At 70.5% G+C, this 24,813-nt stretch carries 20 protein-coding genes; 18 read left to right on the top strand and 2 right to left on the bottom strand.

Features of this window, described 5'->3' with window-relative positions:
- The first annotated feature begins 34 nt into the window (after positions 1-34).
- The 5 genes from HDA39_RS11860 to HDA39_RS11840 are packed head-to-tail and all read left to right on the top strand — an operon-like array spanning position 35 to position 5,120.
- Positions 35-703: a phosphonatase-like hydrolase gene (locus HDA39_RS11860; RefSeq protein ID WP_184795272.1), complete on the top strand. Its 669-nt coding sequence runs from the start codon at positions 35-37 to the stop codon at positions 701-703.
- A 28-nt stretch (positions 704-731) separates the two neighbouring features.
- Entirely contained in the window at positions 732-1,691 is a 960-nt protein-coding gene (locus HDA39_RS11855; protein ID WP_184795271.1) for a phosphate/phosphite/phosphonate ABC transporter substrate-binding protein, read from the top strand.
- Between the two features lie 2 nt (positions 1,692-1,693).
- Positions 1,694-2,449, top strand: coding sequence for a phosphonate ABC transporter ATP-binding protein (phnC, locus tag HDA39_RS11850; RefSeq protein ID WP_184795270.1), 756 nt, complete (start codon positions 1,694-1,696; stop codon positions 2,447-2,449).
- Positions 2,446-4,083: a phosphonate ABC transporter, permease protein PhnE gene (gene phnE / locus HDA39_RS11845; RefSeq protein WP_202892965.1), complete on the top strand. Its 1,638-nt coding sequence runs from the start codon at positions 2,446-2,448 to the stop codon at positions 4,081-4,083. Before phnC ends, phnE begins: the two co-directional genes overlap by 4 nt.
- A complete protein-coding gene (locus HDA39_RS11840) occupies positions 4,059-5,120 on the top strand; it encodes a zinc-binding dehydrogenase (RefSeq protein WP_184795269.1) in 1,062 nt (353 codons plus the stop codon). The genes phnE and HDA39_RS11840 overlap by 25 nt, the downstream gene beginning before the upstream one ends.
- Here HDA39_RS11840 and HDA39_RS11835 read toward each other — a convergent pair.
- A complete protein-coding gene (locus HDA39_RS11835; RefSeq protein WP_184795268.1) occupies positions 5,070-5,840 on the bottom strand; it encodes a UTRA domain-containing protein in 771 nt (256 codons plus the stop codon). The two genes, HDA39_RS11840 and HDA39_RS11835, sit on opposite strands and share 51 nt — an antisense overlap.
- Before the next feature lie 251 nt (positions 5,841-6,091).
- On the opposite strand from HDA39_RS11835, the gene HDA39_RS11830 reads away from it, so the two are divergent.
- A complete protein-coding gene (locus HDA39_RS11830; protein WP_184795267.1) occupies positions 6,092-7,327 on the top strand; it encodes an MFS transporter in 1,236 nt (411 codons plus the stop codon).
- A 51-nt stretch (positions 7,328-7,378) separates the two neighbouring features.
- Here HDA39_RS11830 and HDA39_RS43680 read toward each other — a convergent pair whose 3' ends face one another.
- Positions 7,379-8,662, bottom strand: a complete 1,284-nt coding sequence (locus tag HDA39_RS43680; protein ID WP_202892964.1) for a beta-ketoacyl synthase N-terminal-like domain-containing protein — start codon at positions 8,660-8,662, stop codon at positions 7,379-7,381.
- 156 nt (positions 8,663-8,818) lie between these two features.
- Between HDA39_RS43680 and HDA39_RS11820 the strand changes: the two genes are divergently transcribed.
- From HDA39_RS11820 to HDA39_RS11765, 12 genes are all read left to right on the top strand, one after another.
- Positions 8,819-10,561: an AMP-binding protein gene (locus tag HDA39_RS11820; protein WP_184795266.1), complete on the top strand. Its 1,743-nt coding sequence runs from the start codon at positions 8,819-8,821 to the stop codon at positions 10,559-10,561.
- Between the two features lie 119 nt (positions 10,562-10,680).
- On the top strand, positions 10,681-10,965 hold the full coding sequence (locus HDA39_RS11815) for an acyl carrier protein (RefSeq protein ID WP_202892963.1): 285 nt from the start codon (positions 10,681-10,683) through the stop codon (positions 10,963-10,965).
- A 46-nt stretch (positions 10,966-11,011) separates the two neighbouring features.
- Positions 11,012-12,364, top strand: coding sequence for an aminotransferase class III-fold pyridoxal phosphate-dependent enzyme (locus HDA39_RS11810; protein ID WP_184795265.1), 1,353 nt, complete (start codon positions 11,012-11,014; stop codon positions 12,362-12,364).
- Positions 12,361-12,792, top strand: a complete 432-nt coding sequence (locus tag HDA39_RS11805; RefSeq protein ID WP_184795264.1) for an acyl-CoA thioesterase — start codon at positions 12,361-12,363, stop codon at positions 12,790-12,792. The genes HDA39_RS11810 and HDA39_RS11805 overlap by 4 nt, the downstream gene beginning before the upstream one ends.
- A complete protein-coding gene (locus HDA39_RS11800; protein WP_202892962.1) occupies positions 12,779-13,282 on the top strand; it encodes a 3-hydroxyacyl-ACP dehydratase FabZ family protein in 504 nt (167 codons plus the stop codon). The genes HDA39_RS11805 and HDA39_RS11800 overlap by 14 nt, the downstream gene beginning before the upstream one ends.
- Entirely contained in the window at positions 13,273-14,388 is a 1,116-nt protein-coding gene (locus tag HDA39_RS11795) for a beta-ketoacyl-[acyl-carrier-protein] synthase family protein (protein ID WP_202892961.1), read from the top strand. Before HDA39_RS11800 ends, HDA39_RS11795 begins: the two co-directional genes overlap by 10 nt.
- The gene (locus HDA39_RS11790; RefSeq protein WP_184795263.1) at positions 14,385-14,885 is read left to right on the top strand and encodes a beta-ketoacyl synthase N-terminal-like domain-containing protein; all 501 of its coding nucleotides are present in this window, start codon (positions 14,385-14,387) and stop codon (positions 14,883-14,885) included. The genes HDA39_RS11795 and HDA39_RS11790 overlap by 4 nt, the downstream gene beginning before the upstream one ends.
- Entirely contained in the window at positions 14,882-16,198 is a 1,317-nt protein-coding gene (locus HDA39_RS11785) for an AMP-binding protein (protein ID WP_184795262.1), read from the top strand. The genes HDA39_RS11790 and HDA39_RS11785 overlap by 4 nt, the downstream gene beginning before the upstream one ends.
- Entirely contained in the window at positions 16,195-17,694 is a 1,500-nt protein-coding gene (locus HDA39_RS11780) for an amino acid adenylation domain-containing protein (protein WP_184795261.1), read from the top strand. The genes HDA39_RS11785 and HDA39_RS11780 overlap by 4 nt, the downstream gene beginning before the upstream one ends.
- A complete protein-coding gene (locus HDA39_RS11775; RefSeq protein WP_184795260.1) occupies positions 17,691-19,385 on the top strand; it encodes a condensation domain-containing protein in 1,695 nt (564 codons plus the stop codon). Before HDA39_RS11780 ends, HDA39_RS11775 begins: the two co-directional genes overlap by 4 nt.
- The gene (locus tag HDA39_RS11770) at positions 19,382-23,017 is read left to right on the top strand and encodes a type I polyketide synthase (protein WP_184795259.1); all 3,636 of its coding nucleotides are present in this window, start codon (positions 19,382-19,384) and stop codon (positions 23,015-23,017) included. Before HDA39_RS11775 ends, HDA39_RS11770 begins: the two co-directional genes overlap by 4 nt.
- On the top strand, positions 22,932-24,794 hold the full coding sequence (locus tag HDA39_RS11765; protein ID WP_184795258.1) for a phosphopantetheine-binding protein: 1,863 nt from the start codon (positions 22,932-22,934) through the stop codon (positions 24,792-24,794). Before HDA39_RS11770 ends, HDA39_RS11765 begins: the two co-directional genes overlap by 86 nt.
- Positions 24,795-24,813: the final 19 nt, after the last annotated feature.

Below are 24,813 nucleotides of genomic sequence, written 5' to 3'. Positions count from 1 at the left end.
GCGAAACATCGGCAGCCCCGAGGAGAGGCTGACGATGATCACGCTGGTGTGCCTGGACATGGCCGGAACGACGGTCAGCGACGACGGAGCGGTGATCGCCGCGTTCGCTGCGGCGGTCGAGTCGGCCGGCCTGGCGGCCGGGACGAGCGAGCACCGGAGCGCCGTCGACTACGCGCAGGCGACGATGGGCCAGTCGAAGATCACCGTCTTCGGAGCGATCTTCGGCGGCGACCAGGAGCGAGCGGTGGCGGCCAACGAGGCCTTCGAGAAGGCCTACGCCGCGGCCCTGACCGACGGTGCGACCGCCCTGCCCGGTGCGGAGGACGCCATCCGGCGGATGCGGGAACGCGGTCTGAAGGTCGCGCTCACGACGGGCTTCTCGCCCGTGACCCGCGATGCGCTGATCGAGGCACTCGGCTGGCAGGACCTGTGCGACCTGGTCCTCTCACCGGCCGACGCCGGGCGGGGCCGTCCTTTCCCGGACATGATCCTCAGCGCGGTGCTCCGGCTCGAGGTGGATGACGTCCGCCAGGTCGCTGTCGCCGGCGACACCGCGAGCGACCTGCTCGCCGGCACCCGGGCCGGCGCCTCGATCGTGGCCGGAGTTCTGACCGGCGCCCACGGTACGGCGGACTTCGCCGCCGTACCGCACACCCATGTCCTGCCCTCGGTCGTCGAGCTGGACCAGTTGCTCGCCACCTGAAAACCCCTGCACCCACTGGAGACACCTGATGCGTATCACCGCTTCGAAAGGCCTCGTCGCCGCGGCACTCGCCGTAGCCCTGCTCGCTGCCGGCTGTGGCGCCGAGAAGGAGAACGGGACGACTGCCCAGGGATTCCCCGCCACGCTGGTCCTCGGCGCGATCCCGGCCGAGAGCTCGACCGATCTGCAGGCCAGCTACGACCCGGTCATCAAACTGCTCGAGCAGGAGACCGGCGCGAAGGTCGAGCTGAGCCAGGCCACCGACTACGCCGGGGTGGTCGAGGGGATGATCTCCGGCAAGGTCGATCTCGCCTTCCTCGGGCCGTTCGCCTATGTGATTGCCACTGGCAACGGAGCGAAGATCCAGCCGCTCGGTGCGGTGACTGCTGCCAAGGGTCAGCCGTCGGGCTACCGCTCGTACGCTCTGGCCAAAGCCGGCAACGACAAGATCGGCACGTTGTCCGACTTCAAGGGTAAGACGGTGTGCTTCGTCGACCCCGGCTCGACCTCGGGATTCCTGTACCCGTCGGCGGGGCTGATCGAGGCCGGCGTGATCGCGTCGTCGCAGGAGAAGGATCTCACCGCCGGACTCAAGCCCGTGTACGCCGGTGGGCACGACGCCTCCGCCCTGGCGGTCAAGAACGGCGGCTGCGAGGCCGGGTTCGCGATGCAGTCGATGGTGGACACGACCCTGCCCGGCAAGGGGGAGCTGACCAAGGGTGAGCTGAAGACGGTCTGGACCTCGCCGACCATCGCCGGTTCGCTCTTCGTGGCGCGCCAGGATCTCGGCGGCGACCAGATCGGCAAGCTGACCAAGCTGCTCACCGAGAAGGCCAACGCGGACCAACTGAAGGCGGCCGGGATGTGCGAGGGCGACTGCCTGATCACGGACGAGGACGCGTGGGGCGTCGTACCGGCCAAGGACAGCGACTACGCCGGCGTCCGGCAGGTCTGCGCCGTCACCAAGTCCGACAAGTGCAAGGGCTGAGCATGGCGGTCGTCGAGGTGCGTGACCTGACCAAGCGGTTCGGGGCGAACACCGCGCTGAACGGCGTCGACCTCGAGGTCGGGAGGGGCGAGCTGGTCGTACTGCTCGGCCTGTCCGGGTCGGGCAAGTCGACGCTGCTGCGTTGCCTCAACGGCCTGCACGACGTCTCCGGGGGAGAGGTCACCGTGCTCGGTCAACGGGTGGACACGGCCCGTCGAGGAGAGTTGCGCCGGCTCCGCAGCCGGATCGGCTTCGTCTTCCAGCAGTTCAACCTGGTCGGGCGGCTCAGCTGCCTGGAGAACGTCCTGACCGGTGCTCTCGGGCGGGTGACCGGTCCGCGGTACGGCGTACTGTCGTGGTCGCGACCACTGCGCCAGGAGGCGTTGGACCAGCTGGACCGGGTTGGGCTGGCCGACCGGGCGTTCCAGCGCGCCGACACCTTGTCCGGTGGTGAGCAGCAGCGGGTCGCGATCGCGCGGACGCTGATGCAGCGTCCGGAGCTGCTGCTCGCGGACGAGCCGGTCGCGTCGCTCGACCCGGAGAACTCCGCGGTCGTGATGGATCTGCTGGTGAGGATCTCCCGCGAGGACGGTCTGACCGTGGTCTGCACGCTGCACCAGGTCGATCTCGCGCTGGGCTGGGCCGGTCGCCTGGTCGGCCTTCGGCAGGGCGTGAAGGTCCTCGACCGGTCGGCCGGTGACCTCGACCGCGACCAGGTGATGGACGTGTACCGCCGGGTCGATCCGGACGCGGCATGACGAGTCTGACAACGATGCTCGAGGCAACGACTACTCCGTCCCGGCGATCCCTGCGGCCACCGGTCACCCGGCAGCGCGTGCTGCTTGCGGCGGCCGCGGTGGTCGGAGTGGGGGCTACGGTCTGGGGCGCGGTCCACATCGAGTTCACGCTCGCGGCGCTGGCCGCGGGCGCGAGCGACGTACAGAACCTGGTCGCCCGGATGCTGCCGCCGCGCCTCGACGACCCGGCGCGCATCGCGGGCCTCGCCGGCCAGACGTTGCTGATCGCGCTGCTCGGGACCGTCCTCGCCGTGGTGGTCTCCGTGCCGCTGGCATTCCTCGCGGCGGCCAACACCACGCCCAATCGGTTCGTGCACGGTGCCGCTCGGGCGGCGATCACCTTCTGCCGGGCGGTTCCCGACCTCGTCTTCGCCGTCCTGCTGGTCCGGGCGATGGGGCTCGGTGTGCTTCCAGGGGTGCTGGCGCTGGCGCTGCATTCGGTGGGCATGGTGGCCAAGCTCTTCGCCGACGCCATCGAGCGAACCGATCCGGGACCCCGCGAGGCGGTCCGCAGTACCGGAGCCGGAGCGCTGCGTGAGCTGGTCAGCGGGGTGCTGCCCCAGGTCGTGCCGTCGTGGATCGCGACGTTCGTGTACCGCGTGGACATCAACCTGCGCACCTCCGTGGTCCTCGGGTTCGTCGGTGCCGGCGGCATCGGCTTCGCGCTGCAGGACGCCTTGCGCGGGCTGGTCTACGACAAGGCGCTCGGCATCGTCCTGGTGATCCTCGTCCTGATCGCGGCCATGGAGATCCTGTCGATCTGGATCCGGCGGATGCTGCTCGGTCCAGGGAGTGGTGGGACGGTCCGGACCGGGCGGCTCAGTCCTCCGTGGACCGGTGAACGCGTCGCGCGCTTCGGGCTGGGCGGGGCACTGGCGGCGGCCGTCGTCCTGGCGTTTCCCCTGCTGCACATCGATCCGGTGGCCCTCCTGACATCGCCGTGGGCACTGGTCGACGTCGCGGGCCGGCTGCTGCCACCGGACTTCACGCTGGTCGGATCGCGGCTTGCGGAGGCGATCGCCGAAACGGTGGCGATCGGGCTGACGGCGACGGCGATCGGGATCGTGCTGTCGCTGCCGCTCGGGTTGCTGGCGGCCCGGACGGTCGCTCCGCACCCGGCGGTCTACTGGTTCGCCAGAGCGGTGGTGCTCGGCGTCCGGGCGATTCCGGAGCTGATCCTCGCGGTGGTGTTCGTCGCGGCGATCGGCCTGGGACCGGTCGCCGGGGTGTGCGCGCTGGCGATCGGTTCGATCGGCTTTCTCGGGAAGCTGGTCGCCGACGCCGCCGAGGAGGTCGCCTCCGGCCCGCGGGAAGCCGTGCGCGCGGCGGGTGGCGGTTGGTGGCAGGAGTTGTTCTCGGCCGTCGTACCGCAGGCCCTTCCGTCGATCGTCGGTTCGGCGCTCTACCTGCTGGACGTGAACATCAGGACCTCGACGATCCTCGGCATCGTCGGTGCGGGTGGGGTCGGGTTCCTGCTGTTCGAGGCGGTCCGGACCCTCAACTTCGAGTTCGCCGGAGCGATCATCCTGATCGTCTTCGTCATCGTCTACCTGATCGAAAGGCTGTCCGGATGGATCCGCGCGCAGGTGCAGTGATCGCGAGCGTGCAGCTGTGGCGCGGCGGGAGCACGCTGGACCTGGTCGACGTCCCGGTGCCACGGCCGGCCGTGGGGGAGGTGCTGGTCGAGGTCCGGCTGGCGACCGTCTGTGGCTCCGATCTGCACACGGTGCTCGGCCGCCGGCCGTCGCCTGCACCGAGCGTGCTCGGTCATGAGGCGGTCGGGACGATCCTGGAGCTCGGCGACGGGCCGGTGCGGTACGGCGACGGCTCGCCTGCCGAAGTCGGCGATCGGATCGTCTGGGGCGTCACGGTTCCTTGCGGACACTGCGACCGGTGTCTGGACGGCCGGACGGCGAAGTGCCGCACCCTGCGGAAGGTCGGCCACGAGCCCTTCGACGGCGATTGGGCGTTGTCGGGCTGCTACGCGTCGCACGTGCTGCTGCCGGCCGGGGCGACGTTGGTGCGGGTGCCGGACGAGGTTCCCGACGAGGTCGCCGCACCGGCGGCGTGCGCGACGGCGACCGTCGCCGCGGCCGTCGAGCAGGCCGGCCCGATGCTGGGCCGGGAAGTTGTCGTCAGTGGTGCCGGCATGCTCGGCCTCGTCGCGGTCGCGATGGCCGCCGAGGCCGGCGCGGCCGGAATCGTCGTACTCGACCCTGATGCGGGCCGACGAGCAACGGCTGCCGCGTTCGGTGCGACGGTCACGGGCGACCCTCGGCGTACGACGCTCGGCGAGGTCGACGTCGCCTTCGAGCTGTCCGGCGCCGCCGACGCGGTCGAGCAGCTTGCCGCGGCGCTGACGATCGGTGGCCGGCTTGTCCTCGCCGGGTCGGTCTCGCCGGGCCGGCCGGTGGCTGTCGATCCTGAGCAGGTGGTTCGTCGGTGGGCGACGGTGACCGGGGTCCACAACTACGAGCCACGCCACCTGGCGCAAGCCGTCGACTTCCTCGCCCGGACGTCACAGCTGCGCCCGTGGGGTTCGCTCGTGGCCGATCCTGTTCCACTGGACGACCTTCGGGCCCTACTCGCCGAGCGGGTCGGGGGACCGGTCCGTACTGCGGTCAGGCCGTGAGATCTCCAGGCGGTCCGAGCTTTCGATCACGACCCGGACGGTGTCGGCTCGCATCCAGCGCTGGGTGTAGCACAGCGGCCGGCCGGAGAGCGCGTCGACGTTGAGGCTCTCGACCAGCCAGGCCCAGTCGCCGGTCTTGCACCCGAGCTCACCGGCGACCGACCGGTCGACGGCCTCCATCGCCGCGCGCGACCAGGCCCGGGTCGGAACGGCGCCCGCTACGTCGCGCAGGATCGTGTCCAGCGACTCGACGAGCCGGACCGCCACCGGCAACTCGGGCACGACATCGACCGGAACCCACTCGGCACCCCAGGCCGCAGGGACGTCATCGGTGAACGACCGGCGGCGCAGCAGGTGACAGGCGGTACCGCGCGGCCGGCCGAGCAGGTCGGCGAGCTCGTCCGGGAGCGGCATCAGCTCGCACGATCGGACGACGGTCCGCGGCCGTGACCCGGCGCTTCGCACGGTCTGGGACCAGGACGGCACGCGGTTCGGGGAGATGAGGTAGTCGATCCGCCGCGAGGTGAAGGTGCCGACGCCCTGAACCCTTCGGACCAGCATTCGGTGCTGCAGGTCCTGCAAGGCGGCGCGGGCAGCGGCCCGGCCGACGCCGAACCGTTCCGCGATCTCGTGCTCGGTCTCGATCCGCGTACCAGCCGGCAGCGCCGCGATCTCGTCGGCCAGCTGCTCGGCGATCTCCCGGAACTTGGACCTCGGCACGGTGGCAGTCTCCCGCACGCCGGTCAGGTGGCCGGACAACATCCGGCCGCCGGGCGATGGCCTGTTCGTGAACCCGAGGACAACTTCTCGGCACAGCCCGGACAGTGGTGGTGTCATCAGCCGGGAGGTTGTGTAGCCGGTTGTTCGCTTTCGGCTACGAGGCGTTCAAGTGGTGGCTGCTCCGTGGGGTGGCTGGTTCGGCAGGATGCGTGGTTCGTCCCCGGACAAGGAGCGTTGTGGCTACTCGATGGATGCCTGACCTGAGCCGGAGTCTGTACCGCGTGGGCGCGTTCCGGGACCTGTGGCTGTCGCAGACGGCGACGTTGATCGGGACGAACGTGACCTTGCTGGCGCTGCCGCTGGTCGGCCTGTTCTTCCTGGACGCCTCGGCGTTCGAGGTGGGCCTGCTGTGGGCCGTGGAGTACATCCCGATCATGCTCGTCGGCCTCCCGGTGGGAGTGTGGGTCGAGCGGTTGCCGTTGCGGATGGTGATGATGGTCGCCGACCTCGGCCGGGCGGCGGCGTTGCTGGTGGTGCCCGTGGCGTTGTGGCTCGACGTCCTGACGATGCCCTTGCTGTACGTCGTGACGTTCGTGATCGGTCTCGGCACGTTGTTCTTCGACGTGGCGCAGCTGTCGATCCTGCCGGCCTTGGTCGAGGAGAGCCGGCTGGTGGACGCGAACGGGAAGCTCGAGCTGTCCCGTTCGGTGGCGCAGGTCGGTGGGCCAGGTATCGGTGGTGGACTGATCCAGTGGCTGACTGCGCCGCTGGCGATCTTCGCGGACATGGTGACCTACCTGGCGTCGGCGTACTTCGTGCTGCGGTTGCCGAAGCAGCCGCGCGCGACACCGGCGACCGAGAAGATCAACCTGCGCAGGGAAATCACCGAGGGGATGCGCTTCGTCTTCCGGCATCCGCTGATCAGGCCGTTGCTGTTGTGCGCGACGCTGGCCGAGCTGGCGTTCGCCGCCGTACTCGCGCTGCAGGTCGTGTTCGCGGCCGACGAGCTGCACCTGGCGCCGGCCGTGATCGGTGTGGCGCTCGCGGTCGGCAACGGCGGTGGTGTCGTCGGAGCCCTGCTGGCCGAGCCGGTCGCGCGCAAGCTCGGAACCGGTACGGCGTTCATGGTCGCGATCGTGCTCTTCACCGGCGGCACGATCATGCTGCCGCTGTCGCAGGGACCGGTGACGTTCGCGGCGGGCATGTTCGTCGTCTACCTGGGCGCGTACATCTTCAACGTGCTGCAGGTCAGCCTGTGCCAGGCGGTGACACCGTCGAACCTGCTCGGCCGGATGAACTCGGTGTTCCGGTTCGCGACCTGGGGGGTGATCCCGATCGGCGCCGCGGTCGGTGGCCTACTGGTCGATCCGATCGGCCTGCGCAACGTGTTCTGGATCGCCGCCGCGCTCAACGTGCTGTCGTTCCTGCCGCCGCTGTTCTCCGCGATTCCCCGGATGCGCGACTACATCGAGGAACCGGCCGACTAGAGCGGGCGGCGCTCGAACGGAAAGGTGGGCAGCTCGACCCGTCGCCGCGGTTCACCGGCCGGCGGCTCGACCGCCAACGGCCGGAGCCTGGGCGACGACCGCGTGCGCGTTGGTCCCGCCGATCCCGATCGCGTTCACGCCGGCGATCCGTGGCCCGTCGGTCAGCCAGTCGCGGGTCTTGTCGTTGACCACGAACGGGGACGACACGAAGTCGATCTCGGGATTCGCCCGGGTGAAGTGCAGGCTGGCCGGCAGGACGCCGTTCTCGACGCACAGCACCGTCTTGATCAGGCCGATCACTCCGGCCGCCGCGTCGGTGTGACCGAGGTTCGACTTCACCGATCCGACGCGGCAGAAGCCGGTGCGATCGGTCGATTCCCGGAACGCCCTGGTCAGCGCGGCGATCTCGATCGGGTCGCCGAGCGGCGTCGCCGTACCGTGCGTCTCGACGTACCCGATCTCGTCGGCGCCGACGCCCGCGACCAGGTGCGCGGCGCGGATCGCAGCGGCCTGTCCGGCGACACTCGGCGCGGTGAAGCCGATCTTGTCGCGTCCGTCGTTGTTCACCGCGGTACCGCGAATGACCGCGTGCACGTGGTCTCCGTCGTCCAGCGCGTCGGCGAGCGGCCGCAGTACGACGACACCGACCCCGCTGGCCCCGACCGTCCCGTCGGCCGCGGCGTCGAACGGGCGGCACCGGCCGGTGCGCGAGAAGATGCCCTCCGGGTCGTACCGCACCCGCGGCGCCTCGGCCTGCACACTCGCGCCGCCCGCGATCGCGAGATCGCAGTCGCCGGCCAGCAGGGACTGGATCGCGAGGTGGACGGCGACCAGCGACGACGAGCAGGCGGTCAGCACCGTCAGTGCCGGACCGGAAAGCCCTAGTTTGTAGGCGATTCTCGTACTGAGGTAGTCGAGATCGTTGCCCAGCCGGATGCGGCTCTCGCTGACGCCCGGCCGCCGTACGCGGATCTGTGCCGCGTGCTCGGTCGTGGCTCCGCCGACGAAGACCCCGGTCGACGGCCGTACGGCGTCCGGGTAGCCGGCCTTCTCCAGCGCCTCGTGCGCGCACTCGAGCAGCAGACGTTGCTGCGGATCGATGATCGCCGCCTCGTCGTCGGAGTACCCGAAGAACTCCGCGTCGAACTCGTCGGCCCCCGCCAGTACGCCGTACGCCGGCAGGAGTTCCGGATCGTCGAGGCCGAGCCGGGTGATCCCTTCGCGGCCGGCCAGCAGGTTCTGCCAGAACTCCGCGACCGTCGGCGCACCCGGAAAGCGGCCGCTCATCGCGACGACGGCGACGTAGCCGCTGTCGTCCTCGTCGGTGTTCGTCACCACCTGACCCTAGGCGCGACGGGGGAACCAGCGATCGGTGCCGAGTAACCGGCGGATGAACGCGACCTTGCGGATCGGCGCCCCGCGCCGAATCCCTTGACAGGGTTGGGATCCGTCGGCTGGGCTACGCCGGAACCCCGACCGTTGGAAGGTGTCATGGAGACCAGCCGACCCGTCGCCGGGCGAACTCTGCTCGACGTCCTCGACGCGACCGTCCAGGCCTACCCCGACGCTCCCGCGGTCGACGACGGCACGGTGCTGACGTACGCCGACCTCGCGCGGCGAGTCGCGGAAGTGCGCGAGCAACTCCGGTCCGCCGGGATCGGCACCGGTGACCGCGTCGGCGTCCGGATGCCGTCCGGCTCCGCCGAGATCTACCTGGCGATCCTGGGGATTCTCGCCGCCGGCGCGGCGTACGTGCCGGTCGATCCCGACGATCCCGACGATCGGGTCGCTGTGGTCTGGGAGGACGCGGGTGTGTGCGGGGTGCTGGAGGCGGGGCTCGTGTTGCGGTCGTCGCCGATCGCGCCTGTCGGTGGGGAGGGGAGGCCGGGGCCGGACGATGACGCCTGGATCATCTTCACCTCCGGGACGACCGGTCGTCCGAAGGGGGTCGCTGTCACCCATCGGTCGGCGGCGGCGTTCGCCGATGCCGAGGCGGGCTTGTTCGTTGCTGATCGTCCGGTGGGACCGGGGGACCGGGTGCTGGCCGGATTCTCGGTGGCCTTCGACGCGTCGTGCGAGGAGATGTGGCTGGCCTGGCGGAACGGCGCTTGCTTGGTTCCGGCGCCGCGGATGCTGGTTCGCTCCGGTGCCGAGCTCTGCCCGTGGCTGGCTGGGCGGGGGATCACGGTGGTTTCGACTGTGCCGACGTTGGCTGGGCTGTGGCCGGCGGATGGACTTCCGGGTGTGCGGCTGCTGATCTTCGGCGGTGAGGCCTGTCCGCCGGAGCTTGTCCGGCGTTTTGCTGGTCCTGGTCGGGAGGTGTGGAACACCTACGGTCCGACCGAGGCGACGGTTGTTGCGTGCGCTTGGCGGATGATTCCGGATGAGCCGGTCCGGATTGGTCATCCGCTCGACGGGTGGACGGTGACGGTGGTCGGTGCGGAGGGCTCGCCGGTTGGCGAGGGGGAGGTGGGGGAGTTGGTGATTGGTGGGGTTGGGGTTGCCCGGTACGTCGATCCGGCGAACGAGGTCGGTCGTTTCGGCCTTGACCACGCCGGAGAACGGGTCTTTCGCAGTGGCGACCTGGTGCGGGACGAGCCGGCCGGTCTCAGGTTTGTCGGGCGGAATGACGAGCAGTTGAAGATTCGGGGGAACAGGGTCGAGCCAGGGGAGATCGTCGTTGTGCTGATGACTCATCCGGCCGTCCGCCAGGCGCACGTGGCCGCCATCGACGGACGTCTCGTGGCGTACGTCGTGACCACCGAGTCCGCGGAACTGCGCGGGTTTCTCGCGACAAGGCTGCCCGCGGCGATGTTGCCCGACGACTTCGTCTTCCTGGACTCGTTGCCCATGACAACCAGCGGGAAGATCGACGCCCGGGCGCTACCCGCTCCGCGCCGCCCGGCGGTGCTCGACATCGACGCTTCCGCACCCCTGGAGGAGGTCGTCACGGCGGTCTGGTCCGAGGTACTCGGCGCGCCGGTGACCGGTCTCGACGACAGTTTCTTCGAGCTCGGCGGGCATTCGCTGTCCGTCGCGCAGGTCCGCGAACGGCTGGCCGCCGTACTGGGACGGCCGATCGCGACGGTCGACCTGTTCGCCTACCCGACGGCTCGTCAGCTCGCCAGTCATCTGCGGGGCGACGGTGAATCCACGGCGCCGGCAACGGACGCACCCGTCAAGGACCGCTTGCGCAGAAGGCGTAATCGCGTGCGACCAAGCGACAACCCGTGATCCACGGGACGGAACGCTACTGGGTGGTTGGTCGACTCGCCGACGGGCGTCGTTCACTTTCCATTGCGGTGGTTGACGTTCGTGGCGGCTGAAATTCTCCGGAGGAAGCCGCCCCCTTCTTGAGGAGTGCCATCATCGACACCATCGAGTCGGCCATCCGCTCCATTCTCGTCACCGACCTGTTCGTGGAGACCCCGGTCGACCAGATCGGCCTCGACGACCGTCTCCGCGCCGAGCTCGGCCTGGACTCGCTCGGCTTCGTCGAGCTGCGGGTGCAGTCCGAGAACACCTTCGGGGTGACGATCTCGGACGCGGACTTCAGCCCGGAGAACTTCACCAGCATCAGGTCGGTCGCCGCCCTGGTCCGTGACCTGAAGTCGCGGTCGGAGGTCGCCGGCGCCTGAGACGGAACACAGCCGCCCCTGTTCCGTCCAGGAAAGGAAGTTCCCCATGTCCGTGCAGTCCGTGACCTGGTTCGACCGGGACGCGCAGTTCGACCACTACGGCGGTTCGAGGCTCCCGTTCGGGTGCACCGGCGCCGACGGCCTGGTCCAGCAGTTCGTGGAGCTCGACACCGGTCGGCAGTTCGACGTACTGGACGCGAGTGGTGCCTACGGATCCGCCTGTCTCGGCGCCGGGTCGCCGGTGATCGCGTCCGCGCTCTCCGAGTCCGTCCGCACCGAAGGCTACGTGTCGGACGAGATCGCCTCGCAGGCCAGATCCACCATGCTGGAAGGGCTTTTCGGCGCGGGCGGCCTGTTCACCGACCGCTTCCCGATCTCCGAGTACGCCGTCAGTGGACGGAACTCGGGGTCGGAAGGGATGGAGCTCGCGCTGCGGTTCGCCCTGGAGTCCCGGTTCGACGGACGGCGACTGCGCGCCGCGGCCGGCGCCGAACGCCGTGATCTCGTGCTGGCCTTCGAAGGTGCCTGGCACGGCTGGTCCGGAGGCCTGCTGCCGCTGCTGAACCGGCGGCACTACCGGATCGGGTTGCCGGAGGTCGCCGCGGAGCCGTTCGGCCTGACGGTCGAGCACATTCCGTTCGGTCACTCCGAGACCGCGCGGGACTGGTTCGCCCGCAACGGCGAACGGGTGCTGGCCGTTGTCGTCGAACCTGTGCAAGGCGATGCGGGCATTCTGGTCCCACCGCAGGGTTACCTGCGTGAGCTGGCGGCCCTGGCCGCGGCGAGTGGCGCGGTCCTGGTGGCGGACGAGGTCCTGACGTTCGCCAAGACCGGGCAGCTGTTCGCGATGACGGACGAGCAAGGCCCGATCGCGACCGATCTCACCGTGATCGGCAAGAGCCTCGGGATGGGTGCACTGTCGACCTCGATGGTGATCGCGCGACGCTCCTTGGGGATCCGCGCCACCGGCGCGGTTGCGACCTCCGACCTGCGTCCGTTGACGTGCGCCGTGATCCGGGCCGGTCTCGACCACATCGTGGCCGAGGACTTCCTGGGACGATCGGCCTCGAACGGCGCGGAGCTGGGGCGGCTGCTGGACGAGCAGTTGGTGACCGCCTTCCCGGACGTGTTCAGCGAAGCCCGGGGGATCGGTTACCTGCACGGTGTGGAGCTGACCGAGCAGGCGGCAGGTCGTTCCGGCGAACTCCGCGAGTGCATGATCAGAGCCGGCGTGTACGTCGAACTGATGTCCGGCGCCGGGCGACGTAGTCACGGGCTTCGCTACCTCTACCCGACAATGCGAGTGGCGCCACCGCTGGTGGCAACGCGTACCGATCTTCAGACCATGGTGGAGCGGCTGGTCGCCGGTGCCGCCGCGTACAGGCGTGCTCTGGGATGAGCAGCCCGGTGCTGTTGCCGGTGGTGCGCAAGGTCGAGCACGTCGACACCGACGCATCCGGCGTAGTGCACTTCGCGCGCTACGCGTCCCTGATCGAGACCGCACTGCTGGACAACCTGGAACGGCTCGGCGTCGGTCTCGGCGCGTTGGCCGCCGAGGGCGCCGACCTCGTCGTCAGCGAGCTTCGGCTGCGCTACCTGGCGTCCGCGCGTTATCCCGACGAGCTGAGCCTGGAGACGGCGGTCGACCACGTCGGTGCGGCGCGGGTCCGCATCAACGGCGTCGTACGGCGAACCGCCGACGGTGTCGAGCTGGCGACCGGAACGCTCGTCCTCGGTCTGGTCGATCGCAGCGACGGCTCCGCCCGCACGCTGCTCCCTGCCCTGCACCACACCCTCACGGAGGCCGGAAACCATGCAGCCCACTGAGACCGTCGAGACTCCCGCCGCTGTGGCCCCGCGGACCATGGGCTTCACCGAGATCAAGACCTGGCTGCGGCACCGGCACCCGATGCTGTACCTGGACCGCGTGCTCGACTACGCGCCGAACGAGCGGATCGTCGCCAGCCTGGCGGTGTCGGCGCAGATGGACGCGATCGCTGGCCACTTCCCGGAGCGCGCGATCTTCCCGGCCAGTCACCTGAGCCAGGCGTTCGCGCAGGCGGGCATCATCTTGTTCCAGCTCAGTACGTCGAAGCTGCGCGACGACGAACTGACGCTGGTCGGCGCGATGAACTCGCGGTTCCTGAAGATCGTCGTACCGGGGGACCGGGTGGAGATCGCGGTGACCGCCGACCGGCTGGTCGACGACACCTTCTTCTTCTCCGGCCGGGCGACGGTGGAGGGCACGACGGTGGCGGCGTTCCGGGCCAACTTGGTGCGGCGCAACGTCGAGGACATGGGTCAGCAATGGTGGTGAGCCGCCGCGTCGTCGTGACCGGGATGGCGTGGGACACCGCGCTGGGCGCCGAGCTCGACCTGGTCTGGGCGGAGCTGCTGGCCGGTGCGTCCGGCCTCCGGCCGGTTCCGAGCGATCACAAGCTGCGCAACGACCTGGCCGCCGCCGTACCGGACCTGCCGTTCGGCGATCACCGCAAGCGGCAATCGACCCTCGGGCTACGCACCCTCCGCGCGGCCGTGGCCGACGCGGGTCTCGAACTCGCCGATCCACGCCTGCGCCTGGTGGCCGGGACGAGCTACGGACCCGATCTCGACGTACCGGGTGACTCGCTGGCTCGCTGGGGCGACGAACTGGCGGCGGAGTCCGGACTGCCCACCACGACCTTGAGTACGGCGTGCTCCGCGAGCTCGGACGCGGTGGCGGTCGGAGCCGCCCTGGTCGCGGACGGTGTGACCGACCTCTGCGTGGTTGGCGGTGTCGACATCCTCACCCCGGCGAAGCGGCTCGGCCACAGCGCGCTGGGCACGATGTCGCCCACCACGCTGCGCGCCTTCGACTCCGCGCGCGACGGAATGCTGCTCGGCGAGGGCGCCGCGTTCCTGGTCCTGGAGACCGCGGAGTCGGCCACGGCGCGCGGTGCCCGGGTTCGTGGTGCGGTGACCGGCGCCGGAGCGGCGAACGACGCACACGGCGCGACCGCACCGGACCCGTCCGGCGACACGGTGGTGCGGGCGATCGAGACCGCGCTGCGATCGGCCGGGCGGGACGCGGGCGAGGTCGCGGTGGTCAACGCGCACGGATCCGGTACGCCGGTGAACGACGACGTCGAGTCGGCCAGTCTGCGGCGGACGTTCGAGCCTGATGAGGCTGGGCCGGTCGTCTTTGCCACCAAGGGCGCGTTCGGCCACACGCTGGGCGCGACCGGCGCGTTGGAGGCCGTCGCAGTACTGCTGGCGCTGCGGGACCAGCGGGTTCCCCCGGTCGTAGGACTGACCGATCCGCTGAAGGAGTTTCCGCTGCGGCTGCCGGTTGGTACGCCGTTGGCGATCAACGGCGCGGTGGGTCTCAGCCTCACGCTGGGATTCGGCGGCTTCAACACCTGCTTGGTCCTGGAGGCGTCGTGATCGACGAGCTGCCGGCCGACCTCACCGTGTTCGGCTCCGGTACCGCGGCGCAGGCGGTGCCGAACAGCACGCGGCGCATTCCGTCCCTGTACGTCGATCCGGTGGCCTGGCTGCTGCTGGAGTCCGCCGAACGGGCCATCGGCAACAATCTCGACGACGTGCGCGGCGAGGTCGCCGTCCTGGTGGTCAGCACGTACGCGACCCTCGACACGATGGCTGGGATCGCCGGTACGGCGACGTCCGGTCGCGTCTCACCGCTGCGGTTCGCGGGCGCGAGCCCTGGTGGGGCAGCGAGTCTGACCTGTCTCGTGCACGGCTTCCGTGGCCCGAGTCTGCTGCTCACGAGTGGGCCGGAGTCCAGTTGGCCGGTGGCCGTCACGATGGCGAGGTCGTGGCTGCGCACCGGCGCGGCGGTCCGGGTGATCCTCAGCGTGCACACCGTTGATGCCGAGGCCGGACACCAGGTGCGCAGCGTCGTGGTCGGAGCCAGCGAGTGAACGGCGCCGAGTTCCTCGCGCTGCTGGAGCGAACAGAGGACGCGGACGCCACCGCTCCCGTGGTGGACGCGGCCGAGGTGGTTGCGGCGCTCGGGCTGGAGCCGGGAGCGCAGGTGCTCATCGCGATGCCGAACGGCAAGGCGATGCTGTCGACGGTCTTCGCGGTGCTGTCGGCCGGTGCTGTCCCCGTCCCGATCGCGCCGTCGTCCGCCGCGACGCGGATCGCCACCATCGCCGAGCGGCTCGGTGCGGCCGCGCTGATCGCGCCCCGGATCGATGCGAAGCGGTACGGCGCCGGCCGGGCGTACGCGTTCCCCGGGGCGGATGCCGTGCGCTTCACCGGACCGCAACGGCAGCACGCGCCCGGTGACGTGGTGCTGATGACCTCGGGCACCGCGGGGATCGCGAGTGGCTGTCTGCACAGCTTCGATGCCCTGCTGCGCAACGCCACCAAGCACGCGGACGCCATCGGACAGCGGGCGACGGACACCGTACTGATCTGCCTGCCGCTGCACTACTCCTACGCGTTCGTGGCGCAAGCCCTGGCAGCGCTGGTGCGTGGCTCGCGGCTGGTCATCTCCGGACCGCCGTTCACCCCACGGGCGTACGCCGAAGAAGTGGCGGCCCACGACGTCACCGTCTCCTCGCTCACCCCGAGTGCCGCGACCCGCCTCGCCGACCTCCCGTCGACCCTGCGGGTGCTGACGGTCGGCGGTGACACCCTCGACCCACACTTCCTGAAACCCTTGCTGAGCAACGATCGCGAGGTGTACCTGACCTACGGCCTCACCGAGGCCGGGCCGCGCGTCTCCACGTTGGCGGTGCACGACGAACCCGAGCATCGCTGGTCGTCGGTCGGGCTGCCGTTGCCGGGGGTGCGGACCAGCCTGCTTGACGGTGAGCTGCTGGTCGAGTCCGACACCGTACTGCGGGAGCGTGTCCCGGACGACGTGGCGAGCCCGCTGACCCCGAGCGGCGCGGTGGCGACCGCGGACCGCTTCGAGATCGATGCCGACGGCTACCACTTCTTCCGCGGCCGGCTGAGCGACTCCGTGGTGGTCGGGGGCGAAAAGGTCTGGCTGCCGTCGGTCCGCCGGATCGCCACCCAGGTCCCAGGGGTCCGGCACTGCCGGACCACGGTGTTCCGCGACGACCGGGACGAGCTGCGCTACGAGCTGGAGGTGTCGGTGGACGATCCGGATCCGGTCCGGATCGCCGAGATCCAGCGGGTGCTGAGCCGCGTGCTGTTACGAAGTGAACGCCCACACCGCATCACGTTGCGTGCTGCGGCCGACGAGGGATGGCACAAATGACAACCGTCGTACCAGAGCTCGAAGCCGTCCTGGAGTGGGTCGAACGCAGCCCGGACGCGCCCGCCGTGATGTTCCAGGGCGAGACAGCGAGCTACCAGGAGCTGTGGGACCGCGCGGGGGTTGTCGCCACGAACGTCCGTGAACTGGGCGCCACGACGGCCGGCGTTCACCTGGAGCGCTCGATCGACCTGGTCGTCGCGGTGATCGGCCTGCTGCGCGCGGAGTGCACCGCCGTACCGCTGGACGTCGCGTACCCGGTCGACCGGCTGCGGTTCATCTGTGCCGATGCGGGCGTACGGCTGGTCGTCGGGCACGAGACCGCGGTGGACCGGCTCGGCGGGTTCACGCCAGTACGCCGTACCGGCACGATCGTCTACGCGCTGGACGAGTCGGTGCCGGTGGAAGCGGCTGAACCGGACCTGGCTTACGTCGTCTACACCTCGGGCTCGACCGGTCGACCGAAGGGCGTCCGGTACGCCCATCGCAACCTGGCCAACCTGATCGCCTGGCAGCGCGACGCGTCGAGCTGCGCCGCGGGCGACCGCACGCTGCAGTTCGCGCCGTCGTCGTTCGACATCATCTACCAGGAAGTGCTCAGCACCCTGGGCGAGGGCGGGACCGTGGTCTGCTGCACCGAGGACGAGCGGCTCGACCCGCAGGAGCTGTGGGACCTGATCGAGGCCGAGCGGGTCAACCGGATCTTCGTGCCGTTCGTGATGATCCAGTCGCTGGCCCTGTTCGCGGACGAGGTCACGCCGCGGACCCACCCGCTGCGGGAGATCCTGACCGCCGGCGAGCAGGTGCAGGCGAGCGACCGGATCCGCACGCTGTTCACCCGGCTGCCCGACTGCCGGCTCGTGAACCAGTGGGGGACCACGGAGACCCACGTCGCGACGTCGTACGAGCTGCCGGCCGACGTGTCGACCTGGGAGGACCTGCCGTCGATCGGTTCCCCGATCTGGGAGACGCGAGTCCTGGTGTGCGACGAGGACGGTCGCCCGGTGGCGGACGGCGAGACGGGGGAGTTGTGGGTCGCCGGTACGGCGGTCGGTCCGGGGTACGTCCGACTGCCCGAGCGGACCGCGCAGAGCTACGTTCCCGATCCGCAACGGCCGGACGAACCGGCGTACCGGACCGGCGACTTGGGCCGGGTGCGGCCGGACGGGCTGCTGGAGTTCCTCGGTCGCCAGGACACGCAGGTGAAGGTGCGGGGGTTCCGGATCGAGCTGGGGGAGATCGAGACGATCCTCAACTCGGACCCGGCGGTGGCCCAGGCCGTCGTCTCGGTGTCGGGCGTCGCGGCCGAGGAGCGGTACCTGCGGGCGTACGTCGTACCGAAGGAGCGCAGCGACGACGAACTGCCCACCGCCTTGCTCGCCTCGCTGCGCGAACGGCTGCCCGCCTACATGGTGCCCGTCGGGATCGACCTGGTGGCGTCGCTGCCGCGCACGGCCAGCGGGAAGATCGACCGGCTCGCGTTGGGGAGTGCAGGATGACCGAGCACATTCCCACGGTGCCGCGGACGGCCGCGACCTATCCGCTGTCGCTGTTCCAGCGGGCCCTGTACGTCGTCGAGCAGCTGCACCCAGGAACGGGGAGCTACAACGTTCCGGTCGCGGTCCGGTTCGGCGGCCCGCTCGACGAGACGCGGCTGGAGCAGGCGATCGGCCGCATCGTCGCGCGCCACGAGGCTGCTCGTACGACGTTTCCCGACGCGGCGCAGCGGATCGGTGACGGCAAGGTCGAGCTGCCGGTCACGCAGGTCGACGACGAGGCCGGCGCGCTCGAGCTCGTACGTCGCTGGGCCGGTGAGCCGTTCGAGCTGGAGACCGGTCCGCTGCTGCGGACCCGGCTGATCCGGTTGACTCCGGAAGACCACATTCTCGTGGTCGTCATGCATCAGCTGGTCACCGACGGGCCTTCGCTGCAGTTGTTCCTGGATGAGCTCGCCGACGGCTACGCCGGTCTGCCGGAACCCCCCAAGCCGCAGGTCCAGCCGATCGATCACGCGGCCTGGCAGCTCGACCGGTCGGTCGCGGCGGACGATGTCCTGTGGTGGAAGGAGCAGCTGGCCGGCGTACCGACCGAGCTGCGACTGCCGACCGACTACCCGCGACCGCGGCAGGCCGCGACGCAGGGCGCGAACCACGTCCGCGTTGTCCCTGCGGCGGTGATGACCAGGGTCCTCGACGCCGCCCGGCAGCTGCGCGTGACGCCGTTCGTGCTGATGATCACGGCGTACGCCGCACTGCTGGCCCGGCTGTCCGGTCAGCCGAAGGTGCTGGTCGGCGTTCCGGTCAGTGCAAGGGACCAGGCCGACCTCGAACCGGTGATCGGGTTCTTCGTCAACACCCTGCCCGTCGTCGTCGACACCACTGGTGATCCGGGTTTCGCGGAGCTGTGCCAACGGGTGCGGGGCGTTCTGCTCGACACCCTCGAGCACGCCGACGTACCGCTCGACCGGATCGTCGCGGAGATGGCACCCGAGCGGGACCCGGGGCGCGCGCCGCTCGTGCAGGCGTACTTCTCGTTCGAGCCGACGCCGATCGTGACCCCGCGGCTGGAGGGGACCAGCGCGACGGTGATCGAGTGCCCGCCGGACGACGCGAAGGTGGATCTCGACCTGACGATCTTCCGGGCCGCGCCGCTGGCCGACGACTTCCGGCTCACGTTCACCTACCGGACCGATTTGTTGGCCGAGAGCACCGTTGCGGCGCTGGCCGATCGGCTGGAACGCCTGCTGGTGTCGGTGGTCGACGATCCGGCGCTGCCGTTGCCGGACCACCAGGTTCTCAAGGAGTCTGCCGCCGAGCCTGAGCAGGCTGCCGAACCGCGACAGGTCAGCCTCGGTGGCGATGCGCAGTCCGAGCTGGAGCACCAACTGACCGCGATCTGGCAGGACGTCCTGGGGACCAGCGCGGTAGGCCGGAACGACAACTTCTTCGATCTGGGCGGTACGTCGTTCACCTTGCTGGCCACGCAGTCACGGCTGCGCGAGCTGACCGGCTCGGCACCGCCGCTCGTGGCGCTGCTCGAGTACCCGACGGTCGCCAGTCTCGCGCAGCACCTGGGCGGTGCGGTCGCACCGGTCGCCTCGGGCCCGGCCGCCGGGCGGCGATTGACCGGACGCGATCGCCTTCGCCAGCGGCGCGAGCTGGTGCGGACCGACGACGAGACGCCGTCATGAGCGAGCCGATCGATCCGGCCGCGACCGTGGCGATCGTCGGGATGGCGGGCCGGTTCCCCGGCGCGCGGGACGTGCACGAGTTCTGGGCCAACCTGTTCGCGAACGACGACCAGATCACCCGGGGCCCGGCCGGGCCGGACGGCCGGGTGCACGGGTACGGCGTCGTACCGGAGGCGGACGGGTTCGACGCCGGCCTGTTCGGGTTCTCGCCCCGCGAGGCGACAATCCTCGATCCGCAGCACAAGGTCTTTCTCGAGTGCGCCTGGGCGGCGCTGGAGGACGCCGGCTACGACCCGGCCCGCCATCCCGGCGCGATCGGCCTGTACGGCGGGTGCGGACTGACCGATCATCCGGCCGCCTTGCAGCGGCACCGCGACCAGTTCCCGGGCAGTACGACGTGGGAGCTGCGCAACGGCTACGGGTCCGACTTCCTGACCGGCCGGGTCGCCTACAAGCTCGGTCTGCGCGGACCGGCGGTGTCGGTCCAGACGGCCTGCTCGACGTCGCTGACCGCCGTCCACCTGGCGAGTCAGGCGCTCCTGGCCGGTGACTGTGACGTCGCCCTGGCCGGTGGGGTGACGATTCACGTCCCGGCACCCGAAGCGGCCGAGGGCGACGAGGACGTCCTGTCGCCCGACGCGCGCTGCCGTTCCTTCGACGCCGGCGCGAACGGCACGGTCGCCGGGGACGCGGTCGGGATCGTCGTCCTCCGACGGCTGGACGACGCGCTCGCGGACCACGACCGGGTGCTGGCGGTGATCCGCGGCTCGGCGATGACCAACGACGGCGCGGGCAAGGTCGGGTTCTTCGCCCCCGGCGTCGCCGGGCAGGTCGAGGCGGTCCGTACGGCGCACTTGGTGGCCGACGTCGACCCGAGCACGATCGAGTACGTCGAGGCGCACGGCACCGGCACCGAGGTCGGCGATCCGATCGAGGTGCGCGCGCTGGGCAAGGCGTTCGCGCTCGGGACCGGCGCGACCGGGTTCTGCCGCCTCGGATCGGTCAAGGCCGCGGTCGGGCACACCGACGCGGCCGCGGGCGTGACGGGCCTGATCACCGCCGTACTGGCGCTGCAGCACGGCGTCGTACCGGGCACCCAGAACTTTCGCCGGCCGCACCCGGACCTGGCCCTGGACGGAACCCCCTTCGTGATCAGCGCCGAGCCCCTCGACTGGCCGGCCCGGGAGACGCCGCGGCGGGCCGCCGTCAACTCGCTGGGGCTCGGGGGGACGAACGTCCACGTCGTCATCGAGGAAGCACCTCGGCGCGGTGAGCACGCCGGCGGTGGGCCGCAGCTGCTGCCGATGTCCGCCCGGACACCGCGCGCTCTGCGGAGCGTCGTGGAGCACCTGGGGGAGCGGTTGGCACAGCAGGACGTCGTACTGGCTGATGCTGCGTGGACGCTGCAGACCGGCCGGCGTCACCTGGCCGAACGATCCGCCGTGGTGGCGCACGACCACGAGGACGCAGTCCGCGCGTTCACCGAGTTGGCCGCGGGGCACACGGCCGTCGACGGCCGGACGGTCGCGTTCCTGTTCCCGGGACAAGGCGGCCAGTACGTCGGCATGGGCGCCGGCCTGTACCGCGACGAACCGGAGTTCAGGGCCGCGATCGATGCCGCCGCCGAGTGGGCGCGCGACGAGCTGGGTCTCGATCTCCGCGACGTGCTGTACCCGAAGGACGAAGCGTGGGCGCAGCAACGGCTGGACACGATGCGGGTGTGCCAGCCGGTTCTGTTCGCCGTGCAGTACGCGTTGACGGCGCTGTGGCGTGCGCGTGGCGTGGTCCCGGCGGTGGTCCTCGGTCACAGCCTCGGCGCGTACGCCGCGGCCACGAGTGCCGGCGTACTCGAACCTGCTGACGCGGTGCGGCTCGTGACCACGCGGGGCCGGCTCCTCGACAGTCTGCCCGCGGGATCGATGCTGGCGGTCCCGCTCGTGGCGGCGGAGGTCGAGCCGTTGCTCACCGGGCAGCTTGCTCTCGCGGCGGTCAACAGTCCCGACCAGTGCGTCGTCACCGGTCCGGCGGCTCAGGTCGCAGCGCTTCAGAAGGCGTTACTGGGCAGGGAGGTGGACGCTCGCCCGCTCAGGATCCCGGCCGCCGCGCACTCGGCGTACGTCGACGCCGTCCTGCCGGAGTACGCCGCGGTGGTCGGATCGGTCCCGCGGAAGCCGCCGGCGATTCCCTGGATCTCGGATCGCACGGGGTCGGTGACGACCGCGCGGGAGGTCGAGGACGTGACCGCCTGGACCGCGCATCTCCGGCAGCCTGTGCGGTTCGCCGACGCTCTCCAGACGCTGCTGTCCGGTGGAGAGCACGCGCTGCTCGAGGTCGGCGCGGGCCACACGCTCAGTACGTTCGCGCGTCGTCACCCCGCCTGTTCGGAGGACCGGCCGATCGCGCAGAGCCTGGCCGGTGCCACGAATCGCGACGACGGTTCGGTGAGCATGTTGCGAGGGGCAGGACGGCTGTGGGAGTCCGGCGTCGACCTCGACTGGGGCTCGCTGCACCGAGGACGCGTGCCGCGCAAGGTCGCGTTGCCGACCTATCCGTTCCAGCGAAGACGATTCCGTGTGGGTGAAGAGGCCGAGACGGAGGAAGCCCTTCCTGAGCAGACGGTGTCGATGACTCCGACCGAGCGTCTGCTGGCCGATGCGTTCGCCGAGACGCTGGGGATGCGGTCGGTTGGGCTGCACGACAATTTCTTCGAGCTGGGAGGCGATTCGCTGATCGCGTCGCGCGTCATCGCCGCGGTGCGGGGACAGCTCGGTACGGCGCTGACGTCGCGCTCGTTCTTCGAGGCGCCAACGGTCGCCCAGTTGGCGGCGCTGGCCTCGGACACGCCTGCGGTGTCCGCGCCGACCAAGCAGTGGACGCTGCGACGCCGGGAACGGCCGCAGGCCCCGCTGCGGATGTACTGCTTCCCGCACAGCGGAGGTTCGGCGGGGGAGTACCTGACGTGGACGGACGGTTTGACGGACGTCGAGCTGTGGGCCGTGCAGCTCCCCGGCCGGGGTGGCCGGATGGCCGAGACGCCGTACGAGTCGATGGAAGCCCTGGTGAAGGACTTCGTCGAGGAGACCGAGCTGGTCGCGCCGTTCGTGTTCTTCGGACACAGCCTAGGCGCACTGGTCGCGTACGAGGTCGCCCGCGCGTTGCGGGACGCGGGACGACCGGGGCCGCGACAGCTCTACGTGTCCGCCGCGCGGGCGCCGCACCTGGACCGGCTGAGCGAAGGCGTTCACGAGCTGGCGAACGTCGAGCTGGTCGCGGCGATCGAAGCGCGGTACGGGCGGCTTCCCGCGGAGCTGACGGGAAACCAGGAGATGCTCGACCTGATGCTGCCGGCCCTGCGCGGCGACCTGACGGTGGTCGCGAACTACCGCGCCGAGCCCGCGGCGCCGCTCGAGTGCCCGATCACCGTGTTCGGCGGCCGTGACGACGACGAGCCGGTCGAGGCGCTGACCGCCTGGCAGACCTACACGACAGGGCCTTTCGAGACCCAGCTGTTCGCGGGCGACCACTTCTACTTCCGGGAGCGGACGGATGAATTCCTCCACCACCTTGCCGAGCGTCTTGCCGGAGCTGTACGCGGGCCGGGTCCGCTGGGAGCTGCTGACGCCGTTCCCTGAGCTGGACCGTGCTGATCGGGCCGCCGGCGACCAGGCGGTCGCATCGCTGACGGCGCTTCTGGACGAGCGGCTCGACCCGGAGGCCGTCGAGCAGAGCGGCAACTTGCCGGACGGGTTCTTGGAGCGCCTGCAGGACGCTGGGCTGCTGCGGTTGATGGTGACGCCCGACCTGGGCGGTCTGGGCTTGTCGTGGTGGAACGCCTGCCGGGTGGTGGAGGCGGCCGCGCACCGGTCACTGGCGGTCGCCTTCGTCCTGTCGATCCACAACGGCTTCGGGTCGGCGTCGTACCTGCCGGCGTTGGCGGACGGGCCGTTGCGCGAGCTGATCGCGCACCGTGTTGCCGACGGCATCGTTTCGGCGGCCGCCGACGCGGAGCCGGCGGGCGCGGCGAACCAGAGCCGGCAGACGTTCGCCGTACCGGTCGACGACGGTACGGCGTACGTGCTGAACGGCGAGAAGGTCTACATCGGGAACGGTGCGGTCGCCGACTTCCTGGACGTCTCGGCCTCGGTGACCGACAGCTCGGGCAACACCTCGGTGCGGCTGTTCTTCGTCGACACGAAGTCGCCCGGCTTCGAGGTCGTCGGCCGGCACGAGTTCATGGGGCTGCGCGGTGCGCCGTTCGGGATGCTGCGGTTGACCGGCGTACGGGTACCGGCTGCGCAGTTGATGCCGGAGTCGCTCGAGCAGGACTGGCGGATGCGGCCGGAACAGGCGGTCAGCGCGGGCGTCGACGTCGACACCGATCTGGGGCTCCGGGCCGCTCTGGCGCGGCACCTCGTGATCGGGCCGCCGTCGCTCGCGATCGCCCGGCGGTCGCTGGAGTGGGTGCGCGAGTTCGCCGGTCGCCGCACGATCGACGGCCGGGGACTCGGTGAGTACGAGGAGATCCAGCGGTCGGTGGGCGAGATCGCCGCCGAGCTGCACACGATCGAGACCGTTCACCAGTGGTGCGTGCTCGGGCTCGACCGGGTGAACACCGAGCCCGACCTGGCCGCGGCGAAGAACGTCGTGTCGTTGGCCGCGGGGCGTGCGATCGATCGTGCTGTCGCCCTGCTCGGTGGCGAAGGCTACGAAACCGCACGCAGCAAGGCGGCTCGTGGTGCCGTCCCGCATCCGGTCGAGCGCTACCTGCGCGATGCGCGGGCGCTGCGGGTCGCCGGTGGCGTCGAATCCCTGATGGATCGATGGTCCGCCGAGCTGAACCTGTCGGCTCTCGACCTCGCCGAGGCTCCGCCCGCTGCTCCCAGCACGGCCGACAGCCCTCGGGCGTACGTCGAGCAGCAAGCGGTTCGCTTCAGCACGACTTGTCGGTCGCTTCTCGCGGAGCAGCCCGGTCTCTTCGCGCGGCAACGCCTGGCCGGTCTGCTGGGACGGTTGGCATCGGAGCTGCTGACTCTCACTGTCCTGGCTGGCCGTCCTTCGCCCGAGGCGATGCTCTTCGAGGCCGGTTTCGCTGCAGCGCGGCGGCGGCTCGACCTGGTCTGGGCGGACCTGACGACCGAACTCGCCTCGTCCACTCACCCCGCGGGACAAGTCGGTGCCCGGCTTCTCGACGACCGGGGGCTCGAGGCAACGGTCTCCGCGGTCTGGCTGGAGGTCCTCGGGGTGGGCGAGGCGGACCTCGCGCGGGACTTCTACTCCCTCGGCGGGCACTCGATGGTCGCCGTCCGGCTGGCGGCCCGGTTGCGGGAGCGGCTGGGCGTCCGGGTCCCGGTCCGGGTGATCCTCGAGAAACCGACGGTGGCGGAGCTGGTCCGTCACCTGGCCGACTGATTCACCACTGCGGAAGGAA

The organism is Kribbella italica (assembly GCF_014205135.1).
In the GTDB taxonomy this organism is placed as follows: Bacteria; Actinomycetota; Actinomycetes; order Propionibacteriales; family Kribbellaceae; genus Kribbella; species Kribbella italica.
Note: the sequence above shows the minus strand (reverse complement) of the source record. Positions and strands in the feature narration are given on the sequence as shown.

What these genes read in the sequence shown, in the direction of transcription:
- HDA39_RS11860 (WP_184795272.1), top strand. Translation starts at nt 35, where the DNA reads ATGATCACGCTGGTGTGCCTGGACATGGCCGGAACGACGGTCAGCGAC.
- HDA39_RS11855 (WP_184795271.1), top strand. Translation starts at nt 732, where the DNA reads ATGCGTATCACCGCTTCGAAAGGCCTCGTCGCCGCGGCACTCGCCGTA.
- phnC (WP_184795270.1), top strand. Translation starts at nt 1,694, where the DNA reads ATGGCGGTCGTCGAGGTGCGTGACCTGACCAAGCGGTTCGGGGCGAAC.
- phnE (WP_202892965.1), top strand. Translation starts at nt 2,446, where the DNA reads ATGACGAGTCTGACAACGATGCTCGAGGCAACGACTACTCCGTCCCGG.
- HDA39_RS11840 (WP_184795269.1), top strand. Translation starts at nt 4,059, where the DNA reads ATGGATCCGCGCGCAGGTGCAGTGATCGCGAGCGTGCAGCTGTGGCGC.
- HDA39_RS11830 (WP_184795267.1), top strand. Translation starts at nt 6,092, where the DNA reads ATGCCTGACCTGAGCCGGAGTCTGTACCGCGTGGGCGCGTTCCGGGAC.
- HDA39_RS11820 (WP_184795266.1), top strand. Translation starts at nt 8,819, where the DNA reads ATGGAGACCAGCCGACCCGTCGCCGGGCGAACTCTGCTCGACGTCCTC.
- HDA39_RS11810 (WP_184795265.1), top strand. Translation starts at nt 11,012, where the DNA reads ATGTCCGTGCAGTCCGTGACCTGGTTCGACCGGGACGCGCAGTTCGAC.
- HDA39_RS11805 (WP_184795264.1), top strand. Translation starts at nt 12,361, where the DNA reads ATGAGCAGCCCGGTGCTGTTGCCGGTGGTGCGCAAGGTCGAGCACGTC.
- HDA39_RS11800 (WP_202892962.1), top strand. Translation starts at nt 12,779, where the DNA reads ATGCAGCCCACTGAGACCGTCGAGACTCCCGCCGCTGTGGCCCCGCGG.
- HDA39_RS11795 (WP_202892961.1), top strand. Translation starts at nt 13,273, where the DNA reads ATGGTGGTGAGCCGCCGCGTCGTCGTGACCGGGATGGCGTGGGACACC.
- HDA39_RS11780 (WP_184795261.1), top strand. Translation starts at nt 16,195, where the DNA reads ATGACAACCGTCGTACCAGAGCTCGAAGCCGTCCTGGAGTGGGTCGAA.
- HDA39_RS11775 (WP_184795260.1), top strand. Translation starts at nt 17,691, where the DNA reads ATGACCGAGCACATTCCCACGGTGCCGCGGACGGCCGCGACCTATCCG.
- HDA39_RS11770 (WP_184795259.1), top strand. Translation starts at nt 19,382, where the DNA reads ATGAGCGAGCCGATCGATCCGGCCGCGACCGTGGCGATCGTCGGGATG.
- HDA39_RS11765 (WP_184795258.1), top strand. Translation starts at nt 22,932, where the DNA reads ATGAATTCCTCCACCACCTTGCCGAGCGTCTTGCCGGAGCTGTACGCG.